Source organism: Patescibacteria group bacterium (assembly GCA_041650995.1).
Classification (GTDB): Bacteria; Patescibacteriota; Patescibacteriia; order XYB2-FULL-38-15; family XYB2-FULL-38-15; genus JAHIRI01.
Window position 1 is genome coordinate 278,311 of sequence record JBAZJZ010000001.1, and the last position, 18,374, is coordinate 296,684.

The 18,374-nt window shown below is 39.6% G+C and carries 22 protein-coding genes; all 22 read right to left on the reverse strand.

Going from position 1 to position 18,374, the window contains the following annotated elements:
• Positions 1 to 15: 15 nt before the first annotated feature.
• The gene (locus WC445_01570) at positions 16 to 864 is read right to left on the reverse strand and encodes a glycosyltransferase family 2 protein (GenBank protein MFA5128637.1); all 849 of its coding nucleotides are present in this window, start codon (positions 862 to 864) and stop codon (positions 16 to 18) included.
• Position 865: 1 nt separating this feature from the next.
• Positions 866 to 1,567, reverse strand: coding sequence for a glycosyltransferase family A protein (locus WC445_01575; protein ID MFA5128638.1), 702 nt, complete (start codon positions 1,565 to 1,567; stop codon positions 866 to 868).
• Positions 1,568 to 1,673: 106 nt separating this feature from the next.
• Entirely contained in the window at positions 1,674 to 2,135 is a 462-nt protein-coding gene (locus tag WC445_01580; protein ID MFA5128639.1) for a carbonic anhydrase, read from the reverse strand.
• 92 nt (positions 2,136 to 2,227) lie between these two features.
• Entirely contained in the window at positions 2,228 to 2,662 is a 435-nt protein-coding gene (locus WC445_01585) for a carbonic anhydrase (protein ID MFA5128640.1), read from the reverse strand.
• A gap of 12 nt (positions 2,663 to 2,674) precedes the next feature.
• On the reverse strand, positions 2,675 to 3,121 hold the full coding sequence (locus WC445_01590) for a F0F1 ATP synthase subunit epsilon (GenBank protein ID MFA5128641.1): 447 nt from the start codon (positions 3,119 to 3,121) through the stop codon (positions 2,675 to 2,677).
• A 17-nt stretch (positions 3,122 to 3,138) separates the two neighbouring features.
• Positions 3,139 to 4,509, reverse strand: a complete 1,371-nt coding sequence (gene atpD / locus WC445_01595) for a F0F1 ATP synthase subunit beta (protein MFA5128642.1) — start codon at positions 4,507 to 4,509, stop codon at positions 3,139 to 3,141.
• A 32-nt stretch (positions 4,510 to 4,541) separates the two neighbouring features.
• The gene (atpG, locus tag WC445_01600; protein MFA5128643.1) at positions 4,542 to 5,450 is read right to left on the reverse strand and encodes an ATP synthase F1 subunit gamma; all 909 of its coding nucleotides are present in this window, start codon (positions 5,448 to 5,450) and stop codon (positions 4,542 to 4,544) included.
• 15 nt (positions 5,451 to 5,465) lie between these two features.
• Positions 5,466 to 6,983, reverse strand: coding sequence for a F0F1 ATP synthase subunit alpha (gene atpA / locus WC445_01605; GenBank protein ID MFA5128644.1), 1,518 nt, complete (start codon positions 6,981 to 6,983; stop codon positions 5,466 to 5,468).
• A gap of 6 nt (positions 6,984 to 6,989) precedes the next feature.
• The gene (atpH, locus tag WC445_01610) at positions 6,990 to 7,400 is read right to left on the reverse strand and encodes an ATP synthase F1 subunit delta (GenBank protein ID MFA5128645.1); all 411 of its coding nucleotides are present in this window, start codon (positions 7,398 to 7,400) and stop codon (positions 6,990 to 6,992) included.
• Positions 7,401 to 7,407: 7 nt separating this feature from the next.
• Positions 7,408 to 7,908, reverse strand: a complete 501-nt coding sequence (gene atpF, locus WC445_01615; protein ID MFA5128646.1) for a F0F1 ATP synthase subunit B — start codon at positions 7,906 to 7,908, stop codon at positions 7,408 to 7,410.
• Between the two features lie 63 nt (positions 7,909 to 7,971).
• Positions 7,972 to 8,241: an ATP synthase F0 subunit C gene (gene atpE, locus WC445_01620; GenBank protein MFA5128647.1), complete on the reverse strand. Its 270-nt coding sequence runs from the start codon at positions 8,239 to 8,241 to the stop codon at positions 7,972 to 7,974.
• Between the two features lie 95 nt (positions 8,242 to 8,336).
• Positions 8,337 to 9,143 (reverse strand): FoF1 ATP synthase subunit a, encoded by an 807-nt coding sequence (locus tag WC445_01625; GenBank protein ID MFA5128648.1) that lies wholly within the window; start codon positions 9,141 to 9,143, stop codon positions 8,337 to 8,339.
• Positions 9,144 to 9,149: 6 nt separating this feature from the next.
• A complete protein-coding gene (locus WC445_01630; protein MFA5128649.1) occupies positions 9,150 to 9,434 on the reverse strand; it encodes an AtpZ/AtpI family protein in 285 nt (94 codons plus the stop codon).
• A 124-nt stretch (positions 9,435 to 9,558) separates the two neighbouring features.
• Positions 9,559 to 10,590: a hypothetical protein gene (locus WC445_01635; GenBank protein ID MFA5128650.1), complete on the reverse strand. Its 1,032-nt coding sequence runs from the start codon at positions 10,588 to 10,590 to the stop codon at positions 9,559 to 9,561.
• 124 nt (positions 10,591 to 10,714) lie between these two features.
• Complete coding sequence (locus WC445_01640) at positions 10,715 to 12,703, reverse strand: ATP-binding protein (protein MFA5128651.1); 1,989 nt, start codon at positions 12,701 to 12,703, stop codon at positions 10,715 to 10,717.
• A gap of 58 nt (positions 12,704 to 12,761) precedes the next feature.
• Entirely contained in the window at positions 12,762 to 13,439 is a 678-nt protein-coding gene (locus tag WC445_01645) for a response regulator transcription factor (GenBank protein ID MFA5128652.1), read from the reverse strand.
• Between the two features lie 197 nt (positions 13,440 to 13,636).
• Positions 13,637 to 14,470, reverse strand: coding sequence for a TatD family hydrolase (locus WC445_01650; protein ID MFA5128653.1), 834 nt, complete (start codon positions 14,468 to 14,470; stop codon positions 13,637 to 13,639).
• On the reverse strand, positions 14,460 to 14,975 hold the full coding sequence (locus WC445_01655) for a CvpA family protein (GenBank protein MFA5128654.1): 516 nt from the start codon (positions 14,973 to 14,975) through the stop codon (positions 14,460 to 14,462). Before WC445_01655 ends, WC445_01650 begins: the two co-directional genes overlap by 11 nt.
• A gap of 9 nt (positions 14,976 to 14,984) precedes the next feature.
• Positions 14,985 to 16,505: a methionine--tRNA ligase gene (gene metG / locus WC445_01660; GenBank protein ID MFA5128655.1), complete on the reverse strand. Its 1,521-nt coding sequence runs from the start codon at positions 16,503 to 16,505 to the stop codon at positions 14,985 to 14,987.
• Between the two features lie 2 nt (positions 16,506 to 16,507).
• On the reverse strand, positions 16,508 to 17,182 hold the full coding sequence (rsmI, locus tag WC445_01665; GenBank protein MFA5128656.1) for a 16S rRNA (cytidine(1402)-2'-O)-methyltransferase: 675 nt from the start codon (positions 17,180 to 17,182) through the stop codon (positions 16,508 to 16,510).
• Between the two features lie 42 nt (positions 17,183 to 17,224).
• Positions 17,225 to 17,770: a CDP-2,3-bis-(O-geranylgeranyl)-sn-glycerol synthase gene (locus tag WC445_01670; GenBank protein ID MFA5128657.1), complete on the reverse strand. Its 546-nt coding sequence runs from the start codon at positions 17,768 to 17,770 to the stop codon at positions 17,225 to 17,227.
• Positions 17,767 to 18,285, reverse strand: a complete 519-nt coding sequence (locus WC445_01675) for a CDP-alcohol phosphatidyltransferase family protein (GenBank protein ID MFA5128658.1) — start codon at positions 18,283 to 18,285, stop codon at positions 17,767 to 17,769. Before WC445_01675 ends, WC445_01670 begins: the two co-directional genes overlap by 4 nt.
• Between the last annotated feature and the right edge of the window lie 89 nt (positions 18,286 to 18,374).

An 18,374-nucleotide genomic window follows, 5' to 3' on the forward strand; every position in this document is an offset into this window, starting at 1 on the left:
TTAGTCGGCGTTTTTTTATTTTTTAAAACTTTGTGCAGACCAAGCAAGGATCAAGCTTAACGGTCGGAGAATCTGAATTGCAAGCCACTCCCCTTTTGTGCCGTGCTTTTTAAAATAATAAGATAAACTTCGGTTAAAATCTTTTTGTTTTTTAATACCCATGGCTTGTTTAAAACTTTGCCCAAAATGATGAATAATTTTCGCCTCTGGAGTATATAAAATTTTAAAATCCGCCTCTTTCGCGCGTTTACAAAAATCAACTTCCTCAAACCAAATCCAAAAATTTTCATCAAGCATCCCGATTTTATTTATCACTTCTCGGCGAATCAGCATAAACGCGCCCATTACCTGATCAGCTTCTTGTATTTTTTCATAATCAAAATCCTGAACTAAATATTTATACATCGTTTTGGAGTGTGGCAGGAGATGGTGAATTTTTAATAAAATGAAAATTTGCGAGGCCAAGTCTGGAAAAGCGCGAACTGACGGTTGAAGCGACAAATCTGGATTTAATAATTTACAGCCGCCGATGCCGCACTCGGGATGAGTGTCCATAAATTGAACCATCTTGCCTAATGCGTTATCCAGAATTTCCGTATCCGGATTTAAAAGTAAAATATACCGACCACGAGATTTTTTTATTGCTAAATTATTTCCTTTGGCAAAACCCAAATTTTCCGCGCTCGCTGTTAAATCAACTTGGGGAAATTTTTCTCTTACCATTTCTACACTTCCATCGCCTGAATTGTTATCCACGACAAAAACTTCAAAAGTAATATCTTTTGTTTGTTCAAAAATTGATTTCAAACATTTTTCTAGCAAATCCTTGACTTTCCAATTTACGATAATGATTGACAAGTCCATATTATAAATGATGTTTTGCTTTGATAATTTTCAAAGCGGCACTGTATTTTTTTATCGCCTTTGGCGCCCAACCAATTTTTTCCCAAGGAATTTTATACATAAAACTTGGCAGCCAAGAAGAAATTCCGGTTCGGCGAGGTTTTACAGTAAATAAAAATTCGGGCACCCAAATACCAACGTGTCCTTGCTCAGCCATCGTTAGCCACAAATCCCAATCCTGAAATTTTTTTAAACTTTCATCCCAGCCGGGAAAGTGTTCGCGACGAATAAGTGTTGTAGAAGTAATATAATTCATTTTCTTAAGCGCCTCGCCATCAAACTCATGAAGACCAAATTTTTTTCTGCCCCACATAAAAGATGAATAGGCAAAAGATGCTTCGGGATGATTTAAAAGCGCGTCTAACATTTTTTGAAGCATTTCCGGTTTGGCGTCAATATCGGCATCAGCAAAAATTATAAACTGGCTGGTTGATTCCCTAAATCCCCTATTTCTTGCTGCCGGCGCGCCAAGATTTTTTTGGTTAATAATTTTTATTCGGTCTTTATATTTTTCCAAAACTTCAGCCGTGTTATCCGTTGAACCATCATTAACTACAATAATTTCAAAATCTTTGAATGTTTGGTTAAACAATGATAAAAGACACGCTTCAATCGTGTCTCCGTGCTGGTAGGTTGGGATTATTACGCTTATTTTTGGGAACATATTTTTATAATTATAAAGGTTTTTGCTTTAAAAAACAAGATAAAAAGATCCACCAGGGCACAGCCAGTAGTGGATCAGATGGAAAATATTCGGTTGTACTGCTCGGCTACCTCACGGGTTGGAATTGGATCTTGCCCTCATCCCCGGTTCTGCTCACGATCTCCATGTAGTAGAGTTCGATCTCGAGCCTGGGGCAACGCCGTTGCAGCGTATCTCGCGCGGCTCGCATATCGTCCTCATGGGCCGCTCTCTCCGCTTCAAGGCTCGGGAACGCCTCCGAACCGCCCCAGGCCTTGCAGTCGCGATGGGCGATCAAGATGACCCGCGTAGCTTGGTGGTGATGGTCAGAGACCCTACTGAACGCACCCAGGAAAACGTTCCTTGTTTCTCGATCGGTGTAGACCCTCGGCCCAGAAGGAAAAGTGTAGGGCGTGTAGAATAGAATGCCCAGCTCGTGCCTCAAGAAATCCTGGTGCTGCTGGACAAACCGATAGTCCAGACAGAAGACGGCTACTACCGGGACTCTCAGTTTGAGATCAACCAGGTACAACTTACTTGCTTCTCTCATCTTCCCTCCTCCTTAACTCCTCCCCCTGTTTATTTTTTCAAAAAATTTAAAAAAATAAACCGAGAGACGTTATCTTTCGGCAAAGAATATTTTTACTCAACTGGATTAAATTCTATGTTTTCACCAATAATTTCCGCGTAAAACATACTGACCGAAATTTTTGGGAATTGCTCAAGCAAAATATCTCGGACAGTTTGTAAATCTTTTATTTGCGTTGCTTCTTCAGTCGCCAGATCCGGAAAAGCTACTGATCCACCGTAAGCGCCGCAATCGCGATGGGCAATTAAAATAATTTTTTCAATATGGTGCAAATTAATTGACACATTTTTGAGCGCTTCAAGAAAAACGTTACGCGTTGGTTCGCTGACTAAGGCTTTTGGTCCGCCCGGAAAAACATATTGATCAAATTCTTCAAAGCCAAGTTCGCGCGAAATAAATTGTTCATGCTGAGTTCGAAATCTTGGATCAAGACAATAGATCGCGGCTACTGGAACATGATGAAAATTTTTAAAAGGATATTGTTGCATAATATAAATAAATTATTCTTCAACTTTAATGCTCGGCGCGGTGCGTGCCCGGCTTCTTTTTCTCGCGACCTTAAGACGCGCCAATTCGCGTTCAAGACTAGCCGCTGCATCAGCGTATTTTTCCGCATCAACATGTTTTTCTTCAAGAACTTTTTGCGCTCGCTCTCTGGCTTTTTCAATTTCTACTTCCACAAGTTCTTCCGCCTTTTCCGCGGTATCGGCCAAAATCAAAACTTTATCTCCAGTAACTTCAATAAATCCGCCAGAACAAGACATGGCGATTTCCTCTTTATCTTTTTTGGCAACAATCTCTCCTGGACGAAGCATGGCAATCAAGGGAATGTGATTTGGCAAAATCGTAATCTCTCCTTCCGCCGTAGGAATAGTTATTTGATCAACTTCATCTTTTAAGACAACTCTTTCGGGAGTAATGATTTCAAATTTTAATTTGGAGGCCATGTCAATTTTTTTAATTATTACGCCGTAACTTCCTCAATTCCGCCCTTCATATAGAAAGATTGTTCTGGTTTGTCGTCGTGTTTGCCTTCTAAAATTTCTTTGAAACTGCGAATAGTATCTTTAAGCGAAACATATTTACCTGGCGTACCAGTAAAAGTTTCCGCTACAGAGAATGGCTGAGACAAGAATTTTTGAATTTTTCTTGCTCGCGACACGGTCAATTTATCTTCTTCAGATAGTTCTTCCATACCCAAAATAGCAATAATATCTTGTAAATCTTTGTAGCGTTGCAAAACCTTTTGTACTTGGCGGGCGACATTATAATGTTCTTCGCCGACAATTTTTGGATCCAAAATCGTGGAAGTGGAATCTAGCGGATCCACGGCCGGATAAATACCGAGTTCAGTCAAAGCGCGATTAAGCACTACAGTTGAATCAAGATGGGCAAAAGTATTCGCTGGCGCCGGATCAGTTAAATCATCGGCTGGAACGTATACGGCTTGCACGGAAGTCACGGAACCAAGATTCGTGGAAGTAATTCTTTCTTGAAGTTCACCCATTTCCGTGGCCAAAGTTGGCTGATAACCTACGGCCGAGGGAATGCGGCCGAGGAGCGCCGACACTTCCGAGCCGGCTTGCGTGAAACGGAAAATATTATCAATAAAAAGGAGTACGTCTTGTTTTTCTTCATCACGAAAATATTCAGCCATAGAAAGTGCGGACAAAGCTACGCGTTGACGAGATCCCGGAGGTTCATTCATTTGTCCAAATACCATGGCGAGTTTGTCTAAAACGCCCGAATCCTTCATTTCGTGATAAAGATCATTTCCTTCACGAGTTCGCTCGCCTACTCCAGCAAATACGGAAACACCGCCGTGCGCCTTAGCAATATTATTAATAAGTTCCTGAATAACCACGGTTTTTCCCACACCGGCTCCGCCAAACAATCCGACTTTACCACCTTTTAGAATCGGACAAATGAGGTCAATAACTTTAATTCCGGTTTCTAAAATTTCAGTTTTGGTTGATTGGTCAGTAAATTTCGGCGCCGGACGATGAATCGGATATCGTTTTTTTGACTTAAATTCTCCAAGTCCGTCGACCGTTTCACCTAAAAGATTAAAAACTCTGCCAAGCGTTTCTTTTCCAACCGGTACGGAAATCGGCGCGTCAGTATCTACGGCTTCCATTTGCCGACGCAGACCGTCTGTCGCGCCCATAGCCACGGCACGAACCAAATTTCCGCCAAGGTGCTGTTGGACCTCAAGAACAAGCTTTTCTCCATCTGCCTTTTTTATTTCCACGGCATTGTAAATTTGCGGAATTTTTTCTTTAAATTCCAAGTCCACAACCGGACCAATGATTTGTTTGACAGTTCCTTTGTTCATATTTTTTATATAATTTATAAATTAAATTAATGCTATTCCAGGGCCGCCTTGCCACTTACAATTTCCATAATTTCTTTTGTGATAGCCGACTGGCGAACTTGATTATACATTAAAGTTAAATCAAATATCATGTCTTCGGCAGAATCAGAAGCATTCTTCATCGCCACCATTCTGGCGGAATGTTCCGAAGCGTTAGATTCCAAAATTGCCTGAAAAATTTGCATTTCCACCATTTTCGGTAGCATATATTCCAAAACTTGATCGGGCGACGGTTCAAATAAAAATTCATATTCTTTTTCTTCACGCTTTTCCGGCGTTTTTTCTTCACTCACTTTTCCCAAATCCGCGTCACGCTCCCGAGAAAACGGCAAGAGTTTTAAAATTCTCGGGCGCTGGGAAATTGTAGAAATAAAATCAGTATAAGCCAGATAAACTTCGTCGTACTTTCCCGCGGAAAAATCATCAATCACAATTTTCGCAATCGCTCTAATCTCCGCGAGCCGTGTCACGCTGGATAAATTCGTAAAATCCGCCACGAGTTTTATTTTGTGGCGCGCCGTAAAATCCCGGCTTTTTTTCCCGACAGTTAAAAACTCCATTTCAATTCCCTTGTCCATTAAACCTTTGGAAAATTCCGCGATTTTTTTAATAATTTGCGCGTTAAATCCTCCGCACAAACCGCGATCAGAAGAAACCAAAACCACGCAAACCTTTTTAACTTTATCTTTTTTAACTAAGAAAGAATGAAGTTTAGAATCGGTTTTTCCCGACAAATCAGAAATCAAAGACCAAGCCCGGTTGGCGTAATCGCGAGTGCGAAGCGTTGCCTGCTGGGCTTTTCTCATTTTTGAAGCCGCAACCATTTCCATCGCCTTGGTAATTTTTTTGGTGTTAGTGATGGATTTGATACGTCTTCGGATGATTTTTGTAGAAACGGCCATTGCTGTGCGTTAAAATTATAAGCTTGCCTTAAAATCCGCGATAGTTGTTTTTAATTTTTCTTCAATTTCCGGAACTAACTCTTTCTTTTTCGCAATCTCTGCCAAAACGCCAGCCGGTTCGGATTTCAGATACGCATGGAATTTATCTTCCCACTCTTTTAATTTTTCCACTGGCACGTCATCCAAATAACCATTGATGCCGGCGTAAAGAATCGCGACCTGATTTTCCATAGACATCGGAACATATTGGCCTTGTTTTAAAACTTCAGTTAATCTTCTGCCGCGTTCAATTTGTTTTCTTGTTGCTTCATCAAGATCTGAAGCAAATTGGGCAAAGGCCTCAAGTTCACGGAATTGCGCCAAGTCCAAACGCAAACGGCCGGCAACTTTTTTCATAGCTTTAGTCTGTGCGGCGGAACCAACGCGGGAAACGGAAAGACCGACGTTTAGAGCCGGACGAATACCTTTGTAAAATAAATCTGATTCCAAATAAATCTGGCCGTCGGTAATGGAAATAACATTGGTCGGAATGTAAGCGGAAACATCTCCAGCCTGAGTTTCAATAATTGGCAAAGCGGTCAAAGATCCACCGCCAAAATCAGGATTCATCTTTGCGGCGCGTTCCAAAAGGCGTGAATGCAAATAAAAAATATCGCCCGGATAAGCTTCACGTCCCGGAGGTCGGCGAAGAAGTAAAGAGATTTGACGATAAGAGGCGGCGTGCTTTGAAAGATCATCATAAATAACAAGTGCGTCTTTGCCCTGATCCATAAAATATTCGCCCATGGCGCAGCCAGCGTAAGGCGCGATAAAAGAAAGTGAAGCGGGATCTGAAGCGCCGGCAGACACGACAATTGTGTGCTCCATAGCGCCAAATTCTTCAAATTTGGCTACAATTTTAGCAATTTTTGATTCCTTCTGTCCGATAGCCACATAAATACAAACACAATTTTTCCCCTTTTGATTAATAATCGTATCAATCGCGAGGGCGGTTTTTCCGGTTTGACGATCTCCAATAATTAATTCTCTTTGCCCGCGGCCGATTGGGATCATAGAATCGATAGCTTTAATGCCGGTTTGGAGCGGAGTCGCAACTTTTTGTCTTGTTATAACGCCCGGCGCAATTTTTTCTATCGGATAAAATTTACTTTCTTTTATAGCGCCTTTTCCATCTTTCGGCAGACCAAGAGAATCCACAACTCTTCCAATCAAATTTTCTCCGACAGGTACGGATAGAATTCTGCCAGTGCTTTTGACCGTATCCCCTTCTTTAATATGAATATGTTCACCCAAAATCATGGCGCCGATAATATCTTCTTCAAGATTTAGGGCAACGCCAAAAACCGACTCCCCTGATTTTTCACTGCTCACAAATTCAAGCATTTCTCCGGCCATGCACTCCGAGAGCCCAGTAATTCTTGCGATACCATCGCCAATCTCCGCGACATGGCCGACTTTTTCCACACCAGAGGAAACTTTTGCTTCGGCAATTTGTTTTTTTAAACTTTCAATAATAAAATTCACGTCCGACATAATTTTTTATTTAACAAATAAATGATTTTTTAATATTCTAAATTTATTTTTTAAACTACTGTCAAAAACCATATCTTCTGCTTCAAGAATAAAACCGCCAATTAAACTCGGGTCAACCTCTTTTGTAATATTTATTTTTTTAAAACTTTTTTTCAAAATAGTGGGAGCTGATTGTTTTATTTTCTCCATTAAATCTTCTTTAATCGGTTCCGCACTTTTTATTTTTAAATCCACAATTCCTTCTGCATGATTAGCATATTTTATAAAGTACTCGATAATTTGCGGAGCAAAACGAAACGCATTATTTTTTGCGAGCGTCTTTATAAAATTGCCCAAAATACTCCGCACCTTTTCTTTGGGTGCGTCTTTTACTGCTTCATACAGGGCAATCGCGTATTGTTTGGGTTTTATTTTCATAAATCAACTATTTTTTATCAACTTCTCGTAGGGTTTCTTCTATCAAACTTTTTTGTGCTTTTATATCAATTGTTTTACCAATTATTTTTTCTGCCACAGCTATAACCATCTCTGCCGCTTCTTTTTTAACTTCAGCCATCATCTTTATTTTCTCCTCGATCATTTGATTTTTTGCGACGGTAATTAGCTTTTCCACCTCAGCCTTTGTTTTAAGTTTTGTTTCCGCCCCAGCCACTTCAGCGCGCTTCCCCGCTTCTTCAATAATTCCTTTCGCTTCCTGCTTAGCTTTTTGAATTTCTGCGGCCTGAAGTTCTTTAGTTTTTTCCAATTCTACTCCAAGCTGTTCGGCGTCACGCAGGCCTTTTTCAATTTTTTCTTTTCGTCCCTCGAGCATTTTTAAAAGCGGTTTGTATAAAAATTTATACAAAATCAAAACCAAAATCAAAAAATTTACAAGTTGGGCGATTAAAAGTCGCCAATCAATGCCAAGTTTTTCTAATAATTCCATATTTTTAATATTAGTTCAAAGTTTTAAGTCCACGGCTTTTTGCCATGGACTCCGAACCGTGGACTAAACAAACTTAATGATTAGAGCCACGACAAGCGCGTAAATGGCGATAGCTTCGGTGAAAGCGATAGCCAAAATCATCGCGGTCTGCACTTTTGAAGCAGCCTCCGGATTTCGGCCGATCGATTCCATGGCCTTGCCAGCCAATTTTCCGATAGCCATAGCCGGGCCAAAAGCACCGACAGCAATTGCGAAAGCCGCAGCGATAGCTTTTACAGCATCTAAATTGCCAAGAAGCCCGCCCGCAGCCTGCGTTGTTTCTGTTACAGCCATAATTTTATTCGACAGTCATCCACTTTCGACGGAAATTTTTTTATTTAACGTCGGCGATTTACTGTCGTTATGTTAATTAATGATAAATAAATGAATTAATGCGCTTCATGTTCCTCGTGTTCATGTTCCGTGACTGCCATTTTTAGAAATACTAAAGTTAACATCGCAAAAACCAAAGCTTGAACAAATCCCACAAAAATTTCCAAAAATAAAAATGGCAAAGGCACAATATATGGTACGAGAAAACTAACTACTGTCAATAAAACTTCTCCGGCAAAAATATTTCCGAAAAGCCGAAAAGAAAAAGAAACAAATTTCGCTAGTTCGGCAATTAATTCTAAAAAACCGGCAAAAAAATTAATAATTCCGTTAAAAGAAGGAACCGGTAAAAATCCGTATTTTATTTTAAATAAACCGCCGAAGGGAAGAAATTTTTTTCCATATTTCCAAAGACCAATTCCAGCAATGCCGAAAATTTGAGTAGAAATTACAGAAACAATGGCGATCGCCAAAGTAACATTCAAATCAGCCGAAGCCGAACGAATAAAGGGAACTAAAATTGTTTTTCCGTGATGTTCTTCCCAAATGCCTATCGTCCCAAGTCCTGGAACAATTTCAATCCAATTAGATAAAATTACAAAAATAAAAATTGTAAAAACTATCGGGAAAAATTTTTTGGCCTGTTTCCGGTCGCCCGTGATTGTTTCCATAAAACTTAACGCCCCCTCCACAACTGTTTCCACAACATTTTGTAATCCTCTCGGTACTTCTTTTAAATTTTTTCGTACTACTAGCGCGATGATTATCAAAAATAAAATTATTACCCAAGCTACGAGCAAAGTATTTGTAACGGGAAAACTGCCGATATGGAAAATTGGTTCCGCGGCAAGGGAAATATTCATACTTATTTATTTTTGTTCAGTTTTTTCAGATTTTACCTTTTCGGAATCTGCCGTTCCTAAAATTTTTATTGTCTTAAAATAAACAGCAAAAGTTGAAATAACTAAAGATAAAAGCACTCCGGCCAATAAAAGCCAAGGTGAAGTGTCAAATCTTTTATCTAAAATTCTACCGAGCAAAGCAAGAAGAACTAACGGAACAGCAATAGAATAACCAAGTTGCCAAGCCAGAGACAGCGCATACCAAACCTGACTTTTTTCTTTTGTTTTTTGGGAAGTTTCTAGCTTATCCACAGGTTTAATTTTTACTTAATCTTAATTTAAATATTTAGGTATTCTAGAACATTTTTAAAAAATGGTCAATGCTTTTTAAAAAAAATAGGGGGCCGCCAGAGATGGCAGGCCCCCTCATAGGGAACTATCGAAAATGGGCTGCGTTGCATGCCCACCTCGCGTATCCCTCCCACACGGGTGAACATTCCAGTCCTCCTTCCTTGAGTAGCTGAATGAACTTCTTCCTTCGATTTTTGGACGGAGGAAGAAGGCTGATTTTGCTTGCGCCACATTCTGGGTTGATTCGCGAGATCCTCACCAAGATGTGCCTTCTCTGGGAATGGAGTAAGCGGATTAATTTTTCCGCGTGAGAATCGGAATCGTTAACCCCTTGAATCAGTGCGTAGTGGATCACGAACTTTACGCGTACTGCTTCTGCGTACGCTGTTCCTAGATCCACAATTTCCTGAACGGGGTCCCTGGCAGGAATGAAGTGTCTCCGTTCTTCATCAGTAGGAAAATGCATGGAGAAGCGGAGTTGGACGCGGTACTCGTCGCAGAACCTCACGTCATTGAGCATCTGCTGGATACCACTCGCAATGCCTGATGTGCAGAGAGAGAAGAATACTTGAACGCCACGCTTGGCAAAAATCTCATCAAGTCTCGTAACGGTCTCCTTTACGGCCTCATACCGCAAGAGTGGCTCACCGGCAGCCGAGAAGGAAATCACGAGACACTTCCTCTCTCTTCTCCAGAAGCGGTTTGCGAGTGGCGATTTCCTGAGGATCAAGCCAATCAAGTTCAACATTTCGAATGGGCTGAGGTGATAACAGGAGGTAAACCTCCCAATGTCACAGAACGAGCAACCACCCTGCCAACCTTGCTTCCTGCCCCACGCGGCCAATTCACAACCGCAGGACACTGGCACCTGAAGATTGGCGTGAACCCGCTTGTAGGGCAGATCCCGATAGATGATCGGCGTAATATTACGCCTCGTGACTCTCGCCCACAATTCTTCAGCTCCGGGTCGATCGTTAGAACCCTGGATGAGGCTCCGGTTTCTCACGATTTCCAGATCCTTACCTCCAAGTTCGCAGAGGATTTCGGCCCTCTTGCGGCATTCTTCTCTGGATTCCATTTCTTCACCATATGGCTCCACTTTTTCTCTGTAATCCACCCTCCGGCTATTCCCTAAGTGGTCCGCCGAAATTCGTCTTCCTGACGTTCTTCGGTAGACCACTTAATCTTTAAATTTAAATTAAAGAACCCGAAAGATTATCTTATAACATTTACACTATTTGTCAACCATCTCCAAACTCGATTTTTTTATTCGGTAAGCGAATAAAAAATTGACTACCCTCCCCCACTTTGCTTTGAACGTCAATAATCCCCCCGTGAGCTTCTGTAATTGATTTACAAATTGCCAATCCGAGCCCGCTGCCACCAATTTTTTCTCTGGTACGAACTTTATTAACGCGATAAAATCTTTCAAAAATAAACGGCAATTCATCTTCGGGGATACCGATGCCGTTATCCGCAATAATCACCTTAATTTCTTCGGCATTATTTTCCGCCGAAAGGCGGACCCGGCCATTGTTTTTTCCATATTTGATTGCATTAGATATCAAGTTCAACAATAATTTCAAAAATTTATTTTCATCAATCATGGCATTCACCCCGCTATTGACATTCACTTCTATTTTTATATTTTTTTCTTTAGCCAAGATTTCCATTGACTGAGCCGCTGTTTTTAAAAGATTTTCTAAATTTACGGTAGTTTTTTTAATATTAAGTTTTCCAGATCCGGCATGCGTTAAAACCATCAAATCAGCAAGAATTCCAGACATTCGCTCAACCTCCTCATCAATACTTTTTAAAGTTTCCTTGAGGTCCTTCACCTTCACTTTCTCGTCCAAAAGAGCAATATCAAGATTTCCTTTCATGATGGTAAGTGGCGTTCTAAGCTCGTGTGATGCATCGGCAATAAATTGAGACTTCAACTCAATTGATTTTTCTAATTTTTGATTGGCAATCTTCAACTCTTCTGTTCTTAGCTGGACTTTCTCTTCCAAATTTTTATTTAAATCTTTTACCCTTTCATACAACTGACTATTAGAAATCGCCACCGCCGCACTATTAGCCAGAGTGACCATCAATTCCGCATCCTCGTCCTTAAATCTTCCTGTTTCATCACTATCAATTTTTATAATGCCGATAACCTCCTTTTCTAAAATAATCGGCACGGCGAGTTCTGATTTAATATTTTCAATCTCTGGCCGGCTAATAAAATATGGATCATTTTTAAGATCATTACTATAATATGGCTGCTTGATAAAAGCGGCATGGCCGCAAAGTCCTTGCCCAACTTTGATACGAACATTTTGCCAACCAGCAGGCATATTATATGCCTCTTTAATAACTAAGTCATCCCTATTTTCAAGCATTAAAACAGCGCCGCTGACCGCGTTCGTCAATTTTACCGCGTTCCGAAGAATTAGCCAAAGAACTTCTTCCAGGTTCAACACAGAATTGATCGCTCTTGATATTTGGTCTATTAAGTGAATCTGTTTAACTTTATTTCGTACCTGTTCCAAGGCAATAAATGTTTCGGTGTTGTCTTGAGCAACCGAGATAGCTCCCTCTACTTCACCCTTTTTATTTTTAAGTGGTACGGCGTAAAAATTTAAAAATTTTCTTGGAATCCAGGAACTGCGTGTGTAGTTAATATACTGAAATGATTCGCCGTTTTTTAATAAATTGTTATATCTAGATTGGAGCTCCTCTGATTCGTACACAAAACCAAAATTAAAAATACTCTTACCTATTTTCTCCGATACCAACTTCCCTGAAAGTTCGGTAAAGTATGGATTAGCTGAGATAACTTCACCTTTTTTATTAAGAGTTAAAATACTGACGGGAACATTTTCTAAAATCTTTTCGTATTCTTCTTTTCGCCGCTGAAGTTCTTTTTCCAAAATATTTTTTTTTCTAAGAGCGACTCGGCCACTACAGTATAAGTAAGAACTTGCAATAAGCGCTGAAACAACAAGGGCGACCCAAAAATAATTTACTATTTGAAAAAGAGAAATTCCTAAATTAAAAGGTTTGACATCTTCCCAAAAAGCAAACTGGTGATGGGTGTATTGATATATAAAATAAAAAATTCCCAGCACTAAGCCAATGCTGGAAAGAAAATAAAATGAAAAATAATCGGAGAGATGAGACCCCGCCTTTTCGCAAGCAACTCTGCAGGATTCCACCAAATCAGTTTTTGATTTAGGTTTTAACATATTTAAACCTATCCTAAATTATTCATTTAAAAGACTTCTGATAGTTATTAATTCAATTTTACCGAGGCTCCTGAATTATCTTATAACCAACATTACGAACAGTTTTAATCAGCTGTAACGGAAAATCCCCGTCAATTTTTTTTCTTAAATTACTAACAGAGACGTCAATAACATTACTACTATCAACAAAATTATATCCCCAGATATGCTCACCAATCATTGTTCGCGTACAAACTTGCCCTGGACGGCGCATAAAATAATCAAGTAAGCGATATTCTTTACTCGTAAGTGTTAGTGGTTTATCGGCTCGCGTGACCTCGTGAGTTGCCGGATCCAAAATTAAATCAGAAATTTGTAAAACTGATCTTTTAACCGTTTTTTCCCGGCGAAGCAGTGCCCTGATTCTTGCTAGAAGTTCGCCGAAAGCAAAAGGTTTAACAATATAATCATCAGCACCTTGATCAAGCCCCCTGATACGATCTTCGATCGTATCGCGCGCGGTAAGCATTATAACTGGCGCGTCAATTTTTTTATCTCTAATTTCTTTACAAACTTCAATGCCATCTTTTTTGGGCAACATCAGATCGAGAATAATCAAATCATAATCATTCACGCCCAATTTGTTTAAGGCTTCTTCCCCATCATAAGCCACGTCAACTGTGTAATGCTCCATTTCAAGACCTCTCTGGATAAAACGCGTTATTTTATACTCGTCTTCTACTACTAAAATGGTCATATTTTTCTCCTTTAGTGAAATGAAATTCACTTTAATTTATTTAAATTTAGAGAAAAACTCTAAATATCCATTAATAGTATATTACAATTAAATTACGAAAAGATTAAGAAATTACTTAATCTTAATCCTCTCGCTGAATTAGTCAAGACAATAAATGGAATTAAGTTTAAAAAACCTCGGTTAATCCGAGGTTTCACTTATTTTATTTTTGAAAAAAGAAGTCTTGCGTTTTCCGTAGTAACTCTTGCTACTTCCTCATAAGTTTCATCTTTAACTCTTGCCACCTCTTTCGCGACATATTCAACGTAGCGCGGTTCATTTCGCTTTCCGCGGTGCGGCTCGGGCGTAAGATATGGACAATCTGTTTCCACCATAATTTTATTCAAAGGAATTTTTGCCAAAGTTTCTCCTTCATAATGAGCAAAGGTTATAACGCCAGTAAAGGAAATTAAAAATCCCAAATTTAAATATCGCCGCGCTTCTTCCCAGCTTCCCGAAAAACAATGCATCACTCCCCTCGCGTCAGAACCCGGTGGTTTGTTAAAATTTTCCAAAAGATCAATCAAATCAGTATGTGCTTCGCGGCAATGGATAATCACTGGTAACTTTTCTTCTGCCCCTAATTTTAAAAATTTAAGTAAAACTTCTTTTTGTAAATTTTTTATTTCCGCTGACGATTTAATCTGACGACCCGTTGCTACTCCACCCGCTCCTTCCGGCCGAATAGTCGTTGGCATTCTAAAATAATCCAAACCAATTTCACCCAGCGCCACGACTTTCGGATGCGCCGCTAATTTTTTATATTCTTCAATATCCACTTCTTCATCCAAAACATGAATCGGATGAAGGCCGACTGCCGCGTAAACACCTTCCTTAAATTCCTCGGCAATTTCTACTGTTTTTTTACTTGTTTCTAAATTACTGCCGACATTTATAATTTTAATATCAGCATCAAGCGCGCGTTTGGCAGTTTCCTTCCAATCATTTTCAAAAGCTTCAAAATTTAAATGCGCGTGAGTGTCAAATAACATAAGATTTTAATTGTTTAACAACTTCCGGAAGAAGCGGCATTAAAATTTTTCCCACGGTTATAAAATAATTTGCAATTTTGGAATCGGCCAAAGAATTTACAAACCAGTCTCCGAGCGGATATCTTTCCGCGACAAAAAGCGTTAAGCCCAAAACCAAAACTCCTTCAAAAAATCCAAACACTGCGCCGAGCAAACGGTTGATCGTGCTCAAAAAGGGAACAATTTTCAAAAACGAAAAAATTTTATCAATAATCCAAAAAATGAGGCCAACAAGACGATTAATTATGACAAAAAGAATTAAAAAACAAACAACTTTGGCTAAATTTTCATGGCCGCCGAAAAGAAAACCCGCCCAGCCAGCAACCGGCTCATACCACCTGGCTGCCAAAAACGCGCCGGCGATCGTGCCGACCAAAACACCAAGGGTATGGATTAAACCAAACCAAAGACCGTAAAGCACAAATCCGCCAAGAATTAGGAGAAGGATGAGATCAAGGAGAATCATAAAAATATATTATTTTTCCAATCTCGGAAAAAGCGCCGCGCCCTTTTTTATCTTTTTTCCCGGCGCAAGACCGCCCCAAACTTTCGCTTTTTCTAAACTTTTTTTCTTTTCCGTTTCTGGTTTCAATCCGAGCTGTTCAAAAATTTTATCCGAAGTCATTGGCATGAACGGCGCGATAAGCCAGGCGATGTGACGCAATGTTTCAAGTAAAGTATAAATCACCCGCGACAATTTTTCTTTATCAACTTTTGCAAGTTGCCAAGGCGCTTCAGTATTTATAAATTGATCGCAAAAAGAAATTAAATCCCAAACATCTTTCAAGGCCAAGTGCGGCGCCAATTTTTCCATGTTTATTTCATAACTCTGCCAAGTCCGTTCCGCACTACCGGAAACTTTCTCCGGAATTTTACTATCAAAATATTTTTCACACATTGCGAGCACCCGAGCAACTAAATTTCCCAATCCGTTTGCCAAATCGGCATTGTATCTCCCTTCCAGGCGAATAAAACCAAAATCCCCGTCTTCACCAAAAGAAACTTCGCGCGATAGAAAATATCTAATTTCGTCCACGCCATATTTCCCCGCGAGTTCCACTGGATCAATAACATTACCTAGCGACTTACTCATTTTCTGCCCGTCAATCGTAAAATATCCATGAACAAAAAGCTGCTTTGGCAATTTCTCCCCCATCGCCAAAAGCATAGCCGGCCAAATCGTGGAATGCACCCGCAAAATATCTTTGCTCATTAATTGCAAGTTAACGGGCCAAAATTTATCGTACACCTTTTTGTTTTTTGGCCAACCAAGACCGGTCAAATAATTTAAAAGAGCGTCAACCCAAACATAAAGAGTGTGATTTTTATCAAACGGCAATTCTATGCCCCACGGAACCTTTTCTTTTTTCCGCGAAATGGCCACGTCCTTTAGCTCCTCTTTTTCTAAAAAAGAAATCATCTCGTTTTTACGGGCTCCGGGGCTAATTTTAAATTTGTCACTTTTTATAAGACGCGATAATTCGTCTTTAAATTTAGACATCCGGAACAAATACGCTTCTTCTGCATGTATTTCCGGTTCGCACTTATGGTCCGGGCATTTCCCGTCAAACAATTCCGCCCTGGTTTTATATTGTTCACAGCCGACACAATAGAGCGCTTCGTATTTTCCCTTATAAATAAATTTCTTGTCAAAAAGTTTTTGTGTTACCGCGGCTACGGCTTTTTCATGCGCCGGATCAGTTGTTCGGATAAAATTATCGTTTGATATATTAAGTACATCCCATGCCTCGGAAAAAGCAGCGGAAATTTCATCAACAAATTCTTTTGGGTTTTTTCGCGTCTTATCGGCGATCTGCTGAATTTTCGCGCCATGCTCATCGGTGCCAGTTAGAAAATAAACATCATCGCCCCGCATCCTGTGATAACGCGCCAAAACATCGGCCGTAATCGTCGTGTACGCGTGGCCAATGTGTGGCTTGGCATTTACATAATAAATCGGAGTAGTGATGTAAAACTTTTTATTTTTTTCTGCCATATTTATTTGTTCCTAACCGCAACGACGAATTCTCCTTTTGTCGTGTCAGATTTTAATTTTTCTAAAACTTCGCCCGCAGTCCCCCGATAAATTGTTTCAAACATTTTTGTCAGTTCGCGGCAAACGACGATTTGTCTCTCCCCTGCTACGTTCTTCAATTCTTCCAAAGATTTTAAAATTCTATGAGTTGATTCGTAAAAAATAACCGTTTCTTCTGCCGTGTTAATTTTTTTAAAAAAAGCAGCGCGCCCATGTTTATGCGGTGGAAAACCGAGAAATAAAAATTTATCTGTCGGAAAACCAGAAACACTTGCCGCGGCGGCCACGGCCGTTGGTCCTGGAATCGGAATGATTTCTGCTTCATCTCCAAACGTCCGTAAAACTTCTTCAACTAATTTTCCACCAGGATCAGAAATGGCTGGTGTGCCTGCGTCCGAAACCAGAGCCAATTTTTTTCCGCTTCGCAAAAGTTCAATAATCTGGTCAACTTTTTGCATCTTGCTGTGCTGATGATAACTCAAAGTCAACGTTTTTATTTCATACCTATCCAACAATTTTTTTGTCTGCCTTGTATCTTCACACAAAACCAAATCAACCTCTTTCAAAATCCGAAGGGAGCGCAAAGTTATATCCTCCAAATTTCCAATTGGCGTGGCAATGATATATAGTTTTCCCATGAACAGATTATACCAACTTTCCCTTTAAATTTCAAGGGAAAACTACCATCGAGTATCTTTAATACGCAGAAAAAAACCTATGTTATTTGTGGCGATATGAAGAATCGGACTCACAATTAAAATTATAAGCAAGACTAGCGAAGAAGGAAAATAAACCGGCGCGACAAATATCAGAACGCCGAGTACAAAATCAATTTGATCAAAAGGAAACCACGGAGTCCCGGGTGCGAAATTTACTCTTCTTTTGAAAAAACTTTTTACCAAATCGCCAAAGAGCGCGCCAAAACCCATTAAAAAGCCGAAAAGCCATGGATTTATTTTTAAATAATCCAGTAAACTTATTTTTTGAAAAATTGGTATTGAGTATAAAAAATATTGGAGCCAGACGATGGCAATAGCCGCCACCACGCCAACCACAAATCCACGCCAAGTTTTATGCGTACCAAAAATTGGCTTGCCTCGAAAAGTCCGCCCTCCGTCAATTGGTTTTGAAAAAAATTTTAAAACACCCAATTTTTTTGCAAAAACCGGCGCCATATTCGCGATGTACGCCGGCAACATAAAGTATAAACTCTGAAGAATAATCATTTTATCTTTAAAATATTTAAAATAACGAGACCGCGGAAAGTATAATTTATAAAAGCAGTAGTAAGAGAAACTGTTACGGCGACAAAGAAGATGTTGGGATAAAAATCAAAAATTACCGCGAAAAACATAACCGTCTGAATAAAAGAATTTAACTTTCCCCAAAAAGCGTGCGGAAGAGCTATGTTTTTTGTTTGGAAAATAATTACCCAGCCTAAAATTATATAAAGATGATAAAAAATAGCAAAAATTGCTAATCCCGGCGGCAGACCATGGTTTAAATATAAAATTAGAAAAGCAAGGAGCGCTAAGAGCCGATCCGCCGCCGGATCCAAAATTTTTCCTAAGGTTGTCACTTGATTATATTTTCTTGCGAGATAGCCGTCCAAAACATCTGTCGCGATAGCTAACAAAAAAACTCCCGCCGCGGGAATTTTATACGAATTAAAAAGAAGTATGGCAAAAACAAACGCCAATACAATCCTAATTAAACTCAAAACATTGGGAATATTAACCATATTTGTTTATACTATTATATCAAACCTTTACCCAAAATAAAAACCCAACTTTATTTTAAGTAGGGTTTTTTATTAATTTAAAAATTCTA

Coding starts and splice junctions, on each gene's coding strand:
- WC445_01570 (MFA5128637.1), bottom strand. CDS start 864: ATGGACTTGTCAATCATTATCGTAAATTGGAAAGTCAAGGATTTGCTA.
- WC445_01575 (MFA5128638.1), bottom strand. CDS start 1,567: ATGTTCCCAAAAATAAGCGTAATAATCCCAACCTACCAGCACGGAGAC.
- WC445_01580 (MFA5128639.1), bottom strand. CDS start 2,135: ATGAGAGAAGCAAGTAAGTTGTACCTGGTTGATCTCAAACTGAGAGTC.
- WC445_01585 (MFA5128640.1), bottom strand. CDS start 2,662: ATGCAACAATATCCTTTTAAAAATTTTCATCATGTTCCAGTAGCCGCG.
- WC445_01590 (MFA5128641.1), bottom strand. CDS start 3,121: ATGGCCTCCAAATTAAAATTTGAAATCATTACTCCCGAAAGAGTTGTC.
- atpD (MFA5128642.1), bottom strand. CDS start 4,509: ATGAACAAAGGAACTGTCAAACAAATCATTGGTCCGGTTGTGGACTTG.
- atpG (MFA5128643.1), bottom strand. CDS start 5,450: ATGGCCGTTTCTACAAAAATCATCCGAAGACGTATCAAATCCATCACT.
- atpA (MFA5128644.1), bottom strand. CDS start 6,983: ATGTCGGACGTGAATTTTATTATTGAAAGTTTAAAAAAACAAATTGCC.
- atpH (MFA5128645.1), bottom strand. CDS start 7,400: ATGAAAATAAAACCCAAACAATACGCGATTGCCCTGTATGAAGCAGTA.
- atpF (MFA5128646.1), bottom strand. CDS start 7,908: ATGGAATTATTAGAAAAACTTGGCATTGATTGGCGACTTTTAATCGCC.
- atpE (MFA5128647.1), bottom strand. CDS start 8,241: ATGGCTGTAACAGAAACAACGCAGGCTGCGGGCGGGCTTCTTGGCAAT.
- WC445_01625 (MFA5128648.1), bottom strand. CDS start 9,143: ATGAATATTTCCCTTGCCGCGGAACCAATTTTCCATATCGGCAGTTTT.
- WC445_01640 (MFA5128651.1), bottom strand. CDS start 12,703: ATGTTAAAACCTAAATCAAAAACTGATTTGGTGGAATCCTGCAGAGTT.
- WC445_01645 (MFA5128652.1), bottom strand. CDS start 13,439: ATGACCATTTTAGTAGTAGAAGACGAGTATAAAATAACGCGTTTTATC.
- WC445_01650 (MFA5128653.1), bottom strand. CDS start 14,470: ATGTTATTTGACACTCACGCGCATTTAAATTTTGAAGCTTTTGAAAAT.
- WC445_01655 (MFA5128654.1), bottom strand. CDS start 14,975: ATGATTCTCCTTGATCTCATCCTTCTCCTAATTCTTGGCGGATTTGTG.
- metG (MFA5128655.1), bottom strand. CDS start 16,505: ATGGCAGAAAAAAATAAAAAGTTTTACATCACTACTCCGATTTATTAT.
- rsmI (MFA5128656.1), bottom strand. CDS start 17,182: ATGGGAAAACTATATATCATTGCCACGCCAATTGGAAATTTGGAGGAT.
- WC445_01670 (MFA5128657.1), bottom strand. CDS start 17,770: ATGATTATTCTTCAGAGTTTATACTTTATGTTGCCGGCGTACATCGCG.
- WC445_01675 (MFA5128658.1), bottom strand. CDS start 18,285: ATGGTTAATATTCCCAATGTTTTGAGTTTAATTAGGATTGTATTGGCG.